Annotated in this window: 10 protein-coding genes and 1 pseudogene; 7 read left to right on the forward strand and 4 right to left on the reverse strand. The window is 74.8% G+C overall.

The genetic code is table 11. From position 1 onward, the window contains the following. Positions 1–117: 117 nt before the first annotated feature. Positions 118–849: a CTP synthase C-terminal region-related (seleno)protein gene (locus ACYVMZ_RS13575; RefSeq protein ID WP_461079122.1), complete on the reverse strand. Its 732-nt coding sequence runs from the start codon at positions 847–849 to the stop codon at positions 118–120. Positions 850–944: 95 nt separating this feature from the next. Here ACYVMZ_RS13575 and ACYVMZ_RS13580 point away from each other — a divergent pair, with 95 nt between their 5' ends. The 4 genes from ACYVMZ_RS13580 to ACYVMZ_RS13595 all read left to right on the forward strand — a co-directional run bounded on the left by ACYVMZ_RS13580 (position 945) and on the right by ACYVMZ_RS13595 (position 5,197). Next, a complete protein-coding gene (locus ACYVMZ_RS13580) occupies positions 945–1,811 on the forward strand; it encodes a LysR family transcriptional regulator (protein WP_461079124.1) in 867 nt (288 codons plus the stop codon). 339 nt (positions 1,812–2,150) lie between these two features. Continuing rightward, complete coding sequence (locus ACYVMZ_RS13585) at positions 2,151–2,729, forward strand: PDZ domain-containing protein (protein WP_461079126.1); 579 nt, start codon at positions 2,151–2,153, stop codon at positions 2,727–2,729. A 262-nt stretch (positions 2,730–2,991) separates the two neighbouring features. Further along, positions 2,992–4,119, forward strand: coding sequence for an aminopeptidase P family protein (locus ACYVMZ_RS13590; protein ID WP_461079128.1), 1,128 nt, complete (start codon positions 2,992–2,994; stop codon positions 4,117–4,119). 49 nt (positions 4,120–4,168) lie between these two features. Further along, positions 4,169–5,197 (forward strand): aminoglycoside phosphotransferase family protein, encoded by a 1,029-nt coding sequence (locus ACYVMZ_RS13595; protein WP_461079567.1) that lies wholly within the window; start codon positions 4,169–4,171, stop codon positions 5,195–5,197. 146 nt (positions 5,198–5,343) lie between these two features. On the opposite strand, the gene treZ is transcribed toward ACYVMZ_RS13595, so the two are convergent. Next, positions 5,344–7,089 carry a malto-oligosyltrehalose trehalohydrolase gene (gene treZ / locus ACYVMZ_RS13600; RefSeq protein ID WP_461079130.1) on the reverse strand — a complete coding sequence of 582 codons (1,746 nt, stop codon included), beginning with the start codon at positions 7,087–7,089 and terminating at the stop codon, positions 5,344–5,346. Positions 7,090–7,287: 198 nt separating this feature from the next. Between treZ and ACYVMZ_RS13605 the strand changes: the two genes are divergently transcribed. The 3 genes from ACYVMZ_RS13605 (at position 7,288) to ACYVMZ_RS13615 (ending at position 9,815) form a co-directional block, all read left to right on the forward strand. Next, positions 7,288–7,839, forward strand: a complete 552-nt coding sequence (locus tag ACYVMZ_RS13605; protein ID WP_461079132.1) for an FHA domain-containing protein — start codon at positions 7,288–7,290, stop codon at positions 7,837–7,839. Positions 7,840–8,043: 204 nt separating this feature from the next. After that, positions 8,044–9,396, forward strand: coding sequence for a M14 family zinc carboxypeptidase (locus ACYVMZ_RS13610; protein WP_461079569.1), 1,353 nt, complete (start codon positions 8,044–8,046; stop codon positions 9,394–9,396). Beyond that, positions 9,393–9,815 carry an SSI family serine proteinase inhibitor gene (locus tag ACYVMZ_RS13615; RefSeq protein ID WP_461079134.1) on the forward strand — a complete coding sequence of 141 codons (423 nt, stop codon included), beginning with the start codon at positions 9,393–9,395 and terminating at the stop codon, positions 9,813–9,815. Before ACYVMZ_RS13610 ends, ACYVMZ_RS13615 begins: the two co-directional genes overlap by 4 nt. A 16-nt stretch (positions 9,816–9,831) precedes the next feature. Here ACYVMZ_RS13615 and ACYVMZ_RS13620 read toward each other — a convergent pair. After that, positions 9,832–10,999, reverse strand: a pseudogene (locus ACYVMZ_RS13620) (M14 family zinc carboxypeptidase). Positions 11,000–11,256: 257 nt separating this feature from the next. After that, positions 11,257–13,629 carry a malto-oligosyltrehalose synthase gene (gene treY / locus ACYVMZ_RS13625; RefSeq protein WP_461079136.1) on the reverse strand — a complete coding sequence of 791 codons (2,373 nt, stop codon included), beginning with the start codon at positions 13,627–13,629 and terminating at the stop codon, positions 11,257–11,259. Between the last annotated feature and the right edge of the window lie 42 nt (positions 13,630–13,671).

The following is a 13,671-nucleotide window of genomic DNA, read 5'->3' on the forward strand; positions in this document are numbered from 1 at the left end:
CACCACCCCCCAGGTCATCCGTTCGACAGGGGGGAACAGTCATGCCGGGCCCGGAGGCCAGCGGCCCTCTTGCAGGACCGCGAAGAACATAACGGGGCACGGGCTGAGCCTGGAGGGTCACACGGACTGCTCCTGAGGCTGTGCCGCGTGCGCGACCGCGGCTCGTGCCAGCGCCCGGACCATCGGGTGCGGGCGCGAGCCGTCGCCGGCCAGCTCCGGCTGGAACAGCGAGGCCAGGAAGAAGGGATGGCCGGGGAGTTCGGCGATCCGGACGTGTCCGTCGGCGTCGTGCCCGGAGAAGCGCAGACCGTGGGCGCGCAGGGTGCCGAGGTGCCGGGAGGGGCCGTAGGCGCAGAAGTAGCGCTCGACGGTCCGCTCCGAGCCGACGACCGCCTGGGCGAGCGTGCCCGGCTCGATGACGACCGTGCCCTCGTGGCCCACCAGCGAGCAGGCCAGCGGCTCGATGAGCGGGTCCTCGGCCTCGGGGTCGTTCTCCGCGTGCGCGGCGCGCGTCAGACCGCAGACGTTACGGGCGTACTCCAGCAGCGCGTGCTGGAAGCCGCCGCACGTGCCCAGGAACGGGACGCCCCGCACGCGCGCGGTACGGATCGCCGACAGGACGCCCGCCTCACTGCGGTACGGACTGCCCGGCACCACCCACACGGCGTCGAAGCCGTCCACCACGCCGTCCCCGGCCTCCTCGGACGGGAGCCAGTAGGCGTCCAGCACGAGCCGGTCGCGGGTGGCGAGGGCGTCGAGCAGGAGCGGGATGCGGGTGTGCGACGCGACGGTGGGGGAGCGGTCGCCGACCAGGGCGATCCGGGCGGTCGAGGCTGGGGTGTTCGTCATGGCGCTCATCCTGGGCGCGCCCCGAGGTTCACGTCCAACGATGATTTCTGCACTCTCGATAAGGGAAGCTGATGCGGTGCGCGATGCTGGCCCGCATGGATCCGCACCTGTTGCGCACGTACGTCACCGTCGCCCGCCTCGCCTCCTTCTCGGAGGCCGCACGCGAGCTGGGCTACACCCAGTCGGCGGTGTCCCAGCACATCGCGGCGCTCGAACAGGACCTGGGCCTGCCGCTGCTCACCCGCCGTCCCGTCGCGCCCACGCAGGCCGGTGAGCGGCTCCTCGAACACGCGGGTCCGCTGCTGCTGCGCCTGGACGCGGCTCGCGCCGACGTCCTGCGCATGGCGGCCACGCCGGCGCACGGCCTGACACTGGCGGCCACGCCGACCGCGCTCGGGCCGCGGGCCGTCGCCGCGCTCCCGGCCGCGGGCGTCACCCTGCGGGTGCTGGCCCGGGACGAGATCCCCGCGGCCGTCGCCACCGATGCGGCCGACCTGGGGCTGGTCGACGGCCTGGCCGCGCCCAGCGACCCACTGCGGCTGCCCGACGTGGCACCGCTGACCACGCACGGCGTGGCGGAGGAACCCCTCGGGGTGCTCCTGCCCGCCACGCACCCCCTGGCCCGGCGCCCCGGGCTGCGCCTGGGTGACCTGGCGGACGCCCGCTGGCTGGACGCGCCCGACGCGGGCCTGCCACTGAGCCAGCTGCGCGCCGCGAACGGCGGCCACGGCTTCCGCCCGGCACTGCGCTACGAGGGCACCGACGTCCGTACCCTCACCGCCCTGGCCGCCGCCGGCCACGGCCTGACCCTGCTGCCCCTCTCCACCGCCACCGCAGTGCCCGGCACGGCCGCGGTCCCGGTCACCGGCCCCCGGCTGGTGCACCGCACGGAACTGGTCCACACGGGCTCGCTGCGGGGCGCCGCGGCGGCTCTGGCGGAGGTGTTGCTCGAACAGGCGTGAGCTGGTGGGCGGTTCACGCCGGTCCGAGGCGGCGGGCTCGTGCCGGTCCGGGGCTGGGCCTGCGCATCCGCTCCCACCCGCCGTGCGCGCAGGCCCGTACACCGGTCCGAGGCGGCGGGCGGGCTCGGACCGGTGTACGGGCCGGTGGGCTTGCCCGGGCCCGAGGCCGCGGGCTCGCCGCGGCCGCACGCGACGGACCGCGAGGCCCCCCATAATCCCCCCGCCTCAGAGCTCACAGCGATCCCTATGGCTTCCCGTTCCTGACCACCGGTCAGTCTCACTCGTTCGTGGCTCGTCGCCCGCCAGTGCGCCGGGTAGAGCACCAGCCGGAGGCGATCCATGGAACACACTGCGTTGCGTCCCAAGCCGATGCCCGGTCAGGACCCCGGCGCTACAGCCGGTACCGCATCCGAACCCGCCCGGCGGTGCCCGCACGCCGCGCGGCGGCTCGGCCGGCGGCTCATGGGCGTGCTGCTGGTCGTGCTCGCCGCGCTGGTCCTGCTCCTGTCCGGGATCGGCCTGGGAACGGTGGGTGCCACCGTGATCGGCATGACCCGGCTCACCGACCTGCCGCGGCATTCGGCGCAGCCGGTCGGCCCGTCCCCTTCGGCACGCCCCAGCCCCTCCCCGTCGACCCCGCCGCCCGCGCCCGTCCGCGCGAGTCTCGGCCTGGAGGTCGCGGACGCCGGGAAACCGGGGGCGCTCGTCGTCGGCGTCCACATCCCCGGCCCGGGATTCGCGGCGGGCCTGGTCCGGGGCGACGTACTCCTCGCCTTCGGCACGACCCGTATCGACTCGGCCGCCGACCTCGTCCGCGCCGTCGCCGCCGCCCGCCCCGGTACGGCGGTCAAGCTGACGGTGCGCCACCGAAGCGGGGGCTATCAGCAGTTGACGGTCGTACCGGGTGTCGTCACGTGACCCCCTGGAAGCGGCTGGTGGTCACCAGCGGCGCGTCGACCCTGCCCCAGGCTCTCGGCTCCACTCGACCAGGGGAACCCCCAGCGTCCGCTCCCTTCGAGTCCTTAATGGCTTCTGCGAGTCCAAGCATTAGACATAACGGTCGAGCCATCGATATCCGTTGACAAGAATGCCCGGACGAAGACGGCGAACCGGCTCGCGCCGCCCCCGTCAGGCGGGCAGGATGCTGCCCGTAGTCCCTTCGCCGCCCCTGGAGGCCCGGATGACCGGCACCGCGCCCGCGCCCTTCACCGCCGACGACTACCAGGCCCGCATGGAGCGCGCCGCCCGGGCGGCCGCCGAGGCGGGACTCGCCGGGCTGCTGGTGGCGCCCGGCCCGGACCTGGTGTGGCTCACCGGCTACACGCCCACCGCCGTCACCGAACGCCTCACCCTGCTGGTCCTCGCCGCCGGGCAGGACCCCGTCCTCGTCGTCCCCACGCTGGAGGCCCCGGACGCCGAGAAGGCGGTCGGCGCGGCCGTCCTGACCCTGCGCGACTGGACCGACGGCAAGGACCCCTACGCCGCCACCGCCGCCCTCCTCGACGCCTCGGGCCGTTACGGCATCAGCGACAACGCCTGGGCCATGCACCTGCTGGGCCTGCAGAAGGCGCTGCCCGGCACCTCCTACGCCGCCCTCACCGAGGCCCTGCCGATGCTGCGCGCGGTGAAGGACGCGGCGGAACTCGACCTCCTCGCGGCCGCGGGAGCGGCCGCCGACAGGGCCTTCGAGGAGATCCGGAAGGTGCCCTTCGCCGGCCGCCGGGAGTCCGACGTCGCCGCCGACCTCGCCGACCTGCTGCGACGGTTCGGGCACTCCCAGGTCGACTTCACGATCGTCGCCTCCGGCCCGAACGGGGCCAACCCGCACCACGAGGTGGGCGACCGCGTCATCGAACGCGGCGACATGGTCGTCCTCGACTTCGGCGGCCTGAAGGACGGCTACGGCTCCGACACCTCCCGCACGGTCCACGTCGGCGAACCGACGGACGAGGAACGCCGCGTCCACGCCGTCGTGCGCGAGGCCCAGGAGGCGGGCTACCGGGCGGTGCGGCCCGGCGTCGCCTGCCAGGAGGTCGACCGGGCTGCCCGCGCCGTCATCGCGGAAGCCGGGTACGGCGAGTACTTCATCCACCGCACCGGGCACGGCATCGGCGTCACCACGCACGAGCCGCCGTACATGATCGAGGGCGAGGAACAGCCCCTTGTGCCCGGCATGTGCTTCTCCGTGGAACCCGGCATCTACCTGTCCGGCCGTTTCGGAGTGCGGATCGAGGACATCGTGACCGTGACCGAGGACGGCGGGCGGCGCCTGAACAACACCACCCGCGAGATGGTCATAGTGGAGTGAGCGGCCCCCGATGACCCCACCACGCCTCCCGAACGGCAACGGCGCGATCATGACCCAGGCACCGACACCCACCGCGGACACCGTCCGCCGGCTGGTCCGTTCCCTGCTCAAGGAGGGCAAGCAGAGCAAGGAGGGCAAGGAGGGCAAGGAGAGCCAGGCAGGCGGCAAGGCCGGCACAGGCGGCGCGGGCCGCAAGGGCGGTCCGGACACCGCCGCCGGACCCGACGTCCGGCCCGTCGCCGAGGACGCCGGGTACGCCACGTGGTGGGTCGGCACCCGCCACGTCCTGCGCCTCGCCCCCGACCGTGAGGCCGCCGCGCGCCAGCGCCGCGAACTGCGGCTGCGCGACCTGGTCCGCCCGCACGTCCCGGTCGCGGTGCCGACCAGCGTGGCGCACGGCGAGTGGGCGCCGGGACTGACCTACACGCTGGACACCAAGTTGCCCGGCGGCTCGGGGGAACGGCACGACGTGTCCGCCGTCGGCGAGGCCGACCTGGCCGGGCTGCTCACGGGGCTGCGCGAGGTGCCGGTCCGCCAGGCCGAGGCCCTCGGCGTGCCGCGCACCGCCCCGCGCTCCCTGGAGGGGCTGCGCCGGGCCGCCGTCCAGGCCGCCGAACGCCTCGCCGAGGCCGATGAGTTCGACCCCGTACGCCTGAACCAGCTCACCCCGCCGGCCGCGATCCAGCTCGCCGCCCAGCCGGGCGCGGCGGTCCTCGTCCACCACGCCCTCACCGGTGACCACCTCCTGGTCAGCGCCGACGGTCGGGTACGCGGCGTCCTCGGCTGGGCCGACGCGGTCGTCGGCGACCCCGCCGAGGACATCGCGGGCCTCGCCCTGGCCGTCGGCTCCCCGGCCGCCGTCCGCGCCGCCACCCTCGCCGGCTACGGCGCCCGCCCCTGCCTGCGCGGCCTGTGGCTGGCCCGCTGCGACACCGTCATCCATCTCGCCGAGGCCCTCGCGGGCCGCACCCCCGGCCCCCTGCCCGTCCTGCGCACCCACCTGCTCCGCGCCTGGGAGCCGATCCTGCTGGAACGCGTGACGGACCTGCGGGACGACGCCACGGACGACGCCCTGTGACGGGCCGGGTCCCGTGTCACTGCTGAACGTGTCCGCACCTGACCGGGCCCGGCCCCGTGCCCACCCCTGACCGGGTCCGGCCCCCTGCTCACTCCTTGACCGGGCCCGGCCCCCTGCTCACTCCTTGACCGGGCCCGGCCCCGTGGTCACTCCTGGACGAGCACCACACCCGACTCCCCGGGCACATGCAGCACGCCGTCCGCGTCCGGCGCTTCGACGGGCTCCCACGCGGCGAGCACGCGCGCGTGGGGGCCGCCCAAGGGGATGGCGGCCGGCTCCTCGCCGAGGTTCACCGCCACGACGACGTCCCCGCGCCGGAAGGCGAGCCAGCGTCCCTCCTCGTCATACGCCACCTTGGTGTCGGCGAGGTCGGGGTCGGTGAGGTCCGGCTGCTCGTGGCGCAGGGCGATGAGCCGCCGGTACCAGGCCAGCACGCGCGCGTGAGGCTCGCGCTCCGGCTCGGACCAGTCCAGGCAGGAACGGTCGCGGGTCGCCGGGTCCTGCGGGTCGGGTACGTCCTCCTCCTTCCAGCCGTGCGCGGCGAACTCTCGCCGCCGGCCGCGCCGTACCGCCTCCGCGAGCTCGGGATCCGTGTGGTCGGTGAAGAACTGCCAGGGCGTGCCCGCCGCCCACTCCTCGCCCATGAACAGCATCGGCGTGAAGGGAGCCGTCAACACCAGCGTCGCCGCGCAGGCCAGCAGGCCGGGGGAGACCAGGGCCGACAGCCGGTCGCCCTGCGCGCGGTTGCCGACCTGGTCGTGGGTCTGGCTGTAGCCGAGCAGCCGGTGCGCCGCCACGCGCGTACGGTCCAGGGGACGGCCGTGGCGCCGGCCCCGGAAGCTCGAGTACGTGCCGTCGTGGAAATAGCCGCCGGTGAGCGTCTTGGCGAGCGCGGCGAAGGGCGCCCGCGCGAAATCGGCGTAGTAGCCCTGTGACTCGCCGGTCAGCGCGGCGTGCAGCGCGTGGTGGAAGTCGTCGTTCCACTGCGCGTCCAGCCCGAAGCCGCCCTCCTCGCGCAGGGTGATGAGGCGCGGATCGTTCAGGTCCGACTCGGCGACCAGGAACAGCGGCCGGCCCACGTCGGCGGCCAGCACGTCCACGGCCGTCGCGAGCTCCTCCAGGAAGTGGTACGCGCGCGTGTCCGCCAGCGCGTGCACCGCGTCCAGGCGCAGCCCGTCGATCCGGTAGTCGCGCAGCCACGCCAGTGCGCTGCCGATCAGGTACGCGCGCACCTCGTCCGAGCCGGGCGCGTCCAGGTTGACCGCGGCGCCCCAGGGGGTGTGGTGGGTGTCCGTGAGGTAGGGCCCGAAGACGGGCAGGTAGTTGCCGGACGGCCCGAAGTGGTTGTGCACCACGTCGAGGACGACGCCGAGCCCGAGTTCGTGGGCCCGGTCGACGAAGCGTTTCAGCCCCTCGGGCCCGCCGTACGGCTCGTGCACGGCCCACAGCGACACCCCCTCGTAACCCCAGCCGTGCGTGCCGGGAAAGGGACACACCGGCATCAACTGGACGTGTGTGACGCCCAGTTCGGCGAGGTGGCCGAGCCGCTCGGCGGCCGCGTCGAAGGTGCCCTCGCGGGTGTACGTGCCCACGTGCAGCTCGTACAGGACCGCGCCCGGCAGCGGCCGCCCGGACCACTCGGCACGCCACGCGTACCGGTCGTGGTCCACGACCGCGCTCAGCCCGTCCGGGCCGTCCGGCTGCCGGCGCGAGCACGGATCGGGCAGGACCGGGCCGTCGCCCAGCGCGAAGCCGTACCGGGAGCCGTCGTGCGCCTCGGCCTCCCCTCGCCACCATCCCGCCCGTTCGGGATCGCGCTCCAACGCGCGCGTGATGCCGTCGCACTGGAGCGTGACACGGCCGGCCTGTGGTGCCCACACCTCGAACTGCACGGACGGTTCCCCTTCGTCTGCTCACCGTGATGTAGCCCGTCCATGCTTGCGTCAAACGCGATCAATCCGCTTTTGAATCTTCCCTTTTGCGGCAGGTGTCGCGGAGTGTGTCGCGTCCGGCCGCGCCGGGCACGCGCGTGTGGCCGCCGTTTTCCCGTTTTCTGGACACCCGGGGTTCACTGACCGACAATCACGAGCGTGACGTCGTCTTTCGAGTTCAACACGTACCCCGCGCGGCTGTCCGACGCGGAGCGCGACAGGGCGCTGAAGGTGCTCCGGGACGGCGTCGCCATGGGCCGGCTGTCCCACGACACGTTCATCCGCCGCATGGAGCTGGCGCTCGCCGCCCGCCGCGCGGACGAGCTCGCCGCGCTCACCGCCGACCTGCCCACGGAGGGCCGCTTCTCACGCGCGCTGTTCGGCACCGTCGAGGCGGTCTCCGGGTTCACGATACGGCTGCGCAGGGCATGGCAGGCCGAGCGGCTGCCCAAGCTGCTGCTGCCCCACCCGGCGAGCGGCCACCCGCTGCGCATCGGCCGCGACCCCGCCAGCGGGCTGCGCCTCACCCACGAGACGGTCTCCCGCGTGCACGCCGAACTCCGCCACCAGGGCGGCCTGTGGGTGCTGCGGGACCTCGGCTCGACCAACGGCACCACGGTCAACGGGCGGCGGGTCGTCGGCGCGGCCGTCGTCCGCGAGGGCGACCAGGTCGGCTTCGGGCGGGTGACGTACCGGCTCGCGACGCACTGAGCCGGACCGCGTCGGGCCGCGTCGGGCCGCGCCCAACTGAGCCGGACCTTAGCTCTGGCCTGGGCTTAACGTCGTGTGAGTGTGATCGGGTGGCTGAAATCCCTTTCCCCGCCGTGGTGTTGACGTACCACCGAACTCGTGACTGACTGTGCGTACACCATGCACACCAAGTGAACCGACGGCACCGCATCGTGGAGGTGTGCCCTGCCGCCCCTCCTGCGCTATCCGACCGTCGACGAGCTGGGCGCCCGGGCCGCCGCCCTGGTCGCCCGGCATCCTCGCAGCGCCCGGCTCCGCCGGGTCGGCACCTCCCGCGCGGGCACGCCGATGTGGCTGCTTTCCGTCGGCCACGGCAGCCGCCAGGCCCTGGTCGTCGCCGGACCGCACGCCAACGAACCCGTGGGCGGGGCCACCGTGCTCCGTCTGGCCGAGCGGGCCCTGGCCGACCCCCGGCTCACCGAGGGCGCCGACGCCACCTGGAACCTGCTGCTGTGCCTCGACCCCGACGGCCTGCGCCGCAACGAGGGCTGGCTGACCGGCCCGTACACCCTCGGCCGGTACTTCCGGAACTTCTTCAGGCCCGGCTTCCTGGAGCAGCCCGAATGGCTGCCCGAGGGAGCGGCCGCCGCCACGCTGCCGGAGACCCGCGCCCTGCTCGACCTCCAGGACGAACTGAAGCCCGTCCTGCAGTGCTCCCTGCACGGCGTCGACGTCGGCGGCGGCTTCGTCGAACTCACCCGCGACCTGCCCGGTCTCGCCCGGCGCCTCGCGCACACCGCGGCCCGCCTCGGCATCCCCCGCGAACTGGGCGCGTACGACGCCCTGTACTGGCCGGGCCTGGGACCCGCCGTCTACCGGATCCCGCCGCCGCGCCGGGGCGACCTCGCCGCGGCCATAACGGAGGCCGCCGTCGAGTCCACCTGGTTCCATCCGCACCGGCACGGCACCGTCACGGCGATCGTCGAGGCGCCCATGTGGGGCGTGGCGGCCGTGGCGGACGGCTCGCCGCCCGCCGACCGGGACGCGGTGCTGCGCGCCGTGAGCCGCGCGCTGCGCCACGACACCGGGCTCCTGCGGCGCCTCCTCGCCCGGCTCCGGCCCCACCTGGCCGCCGTACCCGACGCGGCGCGCCTGCTCGCACCGGTGGACGACTATTTACTGGTCTGCCCGGGGCTGGCCGACGCGTGGGACCCCGACACCGGGGACGGCTCGGCGCACCCCCTCCCGCCGCTGAGCACCGCCCATCTGGCCGCGCTGCGCATCGCCGGGCGGCGCCTGGCCCTGCGGACCGCGGGACTGCTGCACCAGCTCGTGACGCGCGCCGGCCACGACCCGGCCGGCGTGCTGCCGGAGCTGGACCGGCTCATCGACGCCTGGTGCGCCGACTACCGCGACGGCTGCGGGGCGCGCTGGATTCCGGTCGCACGCCAGTCCGAGTACCAGGTGCGGGTCGTGCTCGCCGCCTTCGAGCTGGCCGTGCGGGACACGCGCGCGTGCTCCCGTTCGGGTGAGCCGGGGTGGGGTTCCGGGGCCGCCGTGCCGATGCATCGGGAATGACGCACACCTCAGCGAAAGCGGTACGGGCCGGTCTGCTGGCGGCGGCCGTCCTCGTCGTCGCCTGCGCCACCCCCGCACAGGCGACCGCCCGGCACCCGGTCCCGGGCAACTGGCTCTTCCTCACGGTCACCCGGGGCGACGCCCCCTCCGCCGTCACCCACGGCACCCTGCTGGTCTGTGACCCGCCCCGCGGCCACACGCGAGCGGCCGACGCCTGCGCGGAGCTCGACGCGGCGGGCGGCGACATCGGAGGCATCCCGCCGAAGGACGGCTACTGCCCGATGGTCTACGCGCCGGTGACCGTGCACGCGCGCGGGCAGTGGCGCGGACGGCCGATCGCGTACCGGCAGCAGTTCCCGAACCCGTGCGTGATGGCGGCGCGGACGGGAACGGTGTTCGCGCTCGACGCCACCACCTGACCCCGGGCGGGGTGGCTCACAGCACCCCCTCGCGCGCGTGGAGCGCCGCCGCGACGACCGTGCGGGACTGGTGCTCGACCTGGTGTTCCAGGGGCACCCAGCGGGCGCGGAAGCGCTCGGCGAAGGCGTCGCTCCACAGCGCGACGAGCCGTTCGAGACGGGCCGCCGCGGCGTCGTCGGTCCGCCGCAGCACCCGCCGCAGCATGGCCGCCGCCCGCAGCGGCACCCGGCGCGCGAACGCGTCCACACTGCCGACGTACGCGCGCGTGCCGTCGGCGGGCGGGGTGTGGACCAGGTCCGCAGCCAGCCCCGGCGCCAGCTCCAGGCCCCACCTGGCGGCCCGCAGCAGCGGACCGTCGACACCCTCCAGCCGGGGCCGCGCGTCCTCGAGGACCTGCCGCACCTCCCGCGTGTCCCGCTCCAGCCGGTGCGCGAGCCGCCGGATCTCCGCGGCCGGGGCCGGATGCGACGCCGGGTCGCCACCAGGTCGCTCGCCCACATCGGCACCTCGACCACCGCGGTCAGGTCGCCGTACCGGTGGACGTGGTACCAGGTGCTGTGCCGCGGTTCGTCCGGCAGGCTCGGGTACGCCGGTCCGGCCTGGGGCGCGGGCATCACGTGCACCCCGGGCCCCGACGCGGGCCAGCCGGCGGCGTCCGCGGCGCCCGTCTCCACCGGGATGTGCAGCTGCGCCGCGGACTTGGCGAACGGTTCGGCGAGCCCGGGCACGTCCTTCGTCAACTGCACCCAGCTGCCGCCCACTTCGGTGCCGTGCAGGGACACCTGGAGATAGGGCCGCAGCTCGTCGATCACCCGCGTCAGGGCCCGGGTCTCGGGGCCGGCAGCTGGTCGGGTGGCAGCACGGACGGCGCCCACTCCGGCTGCTCCGGGCCCGCGGGCCGGAAGAAGCCGAGGTGGTGGTCGAACAGGCTGCGCGGCGACGGCGTCACATGCAGGCTCGCCCCGTCGGGGTCCGCGCACAGCAGGCAGTGCCAGGACGTGCCGTTCCGCAACTCCCGTTTCGCCAGAACCTGTTCGGCGACGGCGAGGAGGGTGCAGGCGCCGGTCGGCTCGTTGGCGTGCGCACCGGCCACCACCAGCACGGCGGGTCGGGCGCGACCCACCGACAGCAGGTACAGGGGCCTGCCCGCGCGGGACGAGCCCACCTGCCGCACCGTACACATGCCGGGCCGCTGAGCGGCCAACGCCCTGGCGGAGGCGACCAGTTCGGCCACCGTCGGATAGCACGCGGCTCCGCCAGCAGACTCACCCCCGTCACGTCCGCCCGACATCGCAACCCGCAGTACCCCATGGCCACGGTGCGGTGTCAAGGGGCGCGAGGGGGAGGCCCCAGGGGGCGCCACCTCGCCACGACCGACCTGATGGCCCGCCGCCTCACCGGCTAAGCCACCATCTCCCGCCGCGCCCCGACACCCGGGGATCAAACGCCGCCGTCGGCGACCCGCTCCAGCAACGCCACCGGCAGCCGCCCGAACAGATCCTCCACGCGCGTGTGCCCCGTGAACTCCCGCCCCGGATCCAGCACATCGGCCCACCGCCCCGGCGGCAGCGGCAGCCGCGTCTCCCGCCAGCCGCCCGCCTCCGTCAGCCGCAGCGACAGCCGCGTCACGGCCGTGAGCACCTCCCCGGAGCGCACGAACGACACGCAGTGCGCCGCCGCCGGCCCCTCGGCGGGCAGTGGCTCGTACGTCGCCGAGTCGCCGAAGACGTCGGGCCGCCGCGCGCGCAGGCCCAGCGCCGCCCGCGTCACGGCCTGCTTGTCCGCGGACGTCACGCCGGACGCCTCGGGCGGGAAGCGCACGGCCCGCCGGTTGTCGGGGTCCACCAGCGCCCGGTACTCGCCCTCCGTGCCCTGGTAGACGTCCGGGACGCCCGGCATCGTCAGATGCACCAGAGCCGCCCCCAGGACGTTGGCCCGGACGTGCGGCTCCAGCGCGTCCCGGAAAGCGGTCACCCGCTCGCCCGGCACCCCGCACGGCCCCGCCGCCACGAACCGCGCCACCGCCTCCTCGTACGGCGGCTCCTGCTCGGTCCAGCTCGTGTACAGCCCCGCCTCGCGCACGTGCTTCAGCAGCGCCCCCTGCACGCGTTCCTCGGCCGCCGGCCCGAGCCCGAACACCGTCTGCCAGGCCGCCCACGCCAGCTGCGCGTCCGGCACCCCCTCGCCGGTGCGGGTCACCTCCGCCAGGACGTCCGCCCAGCGGTCCGGGCACTCGGTGAGCACGTGCAGCGCCGCCCGCACGTCGGCACTGCGTTTGGTGTCGTGCGTGGACACGACCGTCCCCGTCACCGGCCAGTCCCGCTGCACGCGCGCGCAGTACGCGTGGAACTCCTCGGGGGACACCGCGGGACTGCCCGGGTTCCCGCCCACCTCGGTCGCCGACAGCAGCGGCACATAGCGGTAGAAGGCGGTGTCCTCCACGGACTTGGCGCGCAGCGCGGAAGCGGTCTGCGCGAACCGCGTCCGGAACTCCACGTGCGCCGGCTCGTCGCCGTACCGCCCGAGCACCAGGTCCCGTACGACGTCCACCGCACCGGCCTCCTCCGGGACGACGAAGGCGAGCCGGGCCTCGGCCGCGGCCTCCTCGGTGACCACGGAGGCCGCGTCGACGGAGGCGTACGGCCGGTAGACCTCCAGCCGCACCAGGAGCTCCTGCAGCGCGGTGCGCAGCGCCCAGGGCGCGCGGTCGCGCAGCGCGGGCTCCGGGGAGGTGGCGCACAGCCGGTTCGCCACCCGGGTCAGCCGGTCGACCTCGGCGGCCAGCTCGTGCGTGAGCACCTTGTACGCGGCCCGCCGTACGGTCGACTCCCACTCGCCGCCCCGGTCCGTCTGCGGGGCCGCGAACCGCCGGTACTGGCCCAGGAGCTCCCCGAGCCCGGCCGGGTCCGTGAACAGCCCGTCGACGTGCCGCAGGGCGTCGTAGCCGGTGGTGCCCGCGACCGGCCAGGAGGCCGGCAGGTGCTCGCCGTCGGACAGGATCTTCTCCACGACGGTCCAGCGGCCGCCGGTCGCCTCGTGCAGCCGCTGGAGATACCCGTCCGGGTCGGCGAGGCCGTCGGGGTGGTCGACGCGCAGCCCCTCGATCACCCCCTCGTGCAGCAGTCGCAGGATCTTCGCGTGGGTGGCCTCGAACACCTCCGGGTCCTCCACCCGCACCCCGATGAGCTCCGAGATGCTGAAGAACCTCCGGTAGTTGATCTCGGTGCGGGCCAGCCGCCACCACACCGGGCGGTACCACTGCGCGTCCAGCAGCTGCGGCAGCGGCAGGTCCCCGGTGCCCTCGCGCAGCGGGAAGGCGTGGTCGTAGTAGCGCAGGACGTCACCGTCGACCCGCAGCTCACCGATCACCTCGCCCAGCGGCCCGCCGAGCACGGGCAGCAGCACCTGGCCGTCCTGCGCCTCCCAGTCGATGTCGAACCACCGCGCGTACGGCGACTTCGGGCCCTCCCGCAGCACCTCCCACAGGGCGCGGTTGTGGCGCGGGGCCATCGCCATGTGGTTCGGGACGATGTCCACCACCAGGCCGAGCCCGTGCTCCCGCGCGGTGCGCGCCAGCGCCCGCAGCCCCTCCTCGCCGCCCAGCTCCTCGCGCACGCGCGCGTGGTCCACCACGTCGTAGCCGTGCAGCGAGCCCGGCACGGCCTCCAGGACGGGGGACAGGTGCAGGTGCGAGACGCCGAGCGAGGCCAGGTACGGCACCACCGCCGCCGCGGCCCCGAAGGGGAAGTCGGGCTGCAGCTGCAGCCGGTACGTGGCCGTGGGCACCGCCGGGTCAGGTCGCTCAGGTGTCATGGAAACGTACGTACCCGCCCCGCCGCCTTTCGTGTCATCGCC

This window comes from Streptomyces deserti, assembly GCF_054782695.1.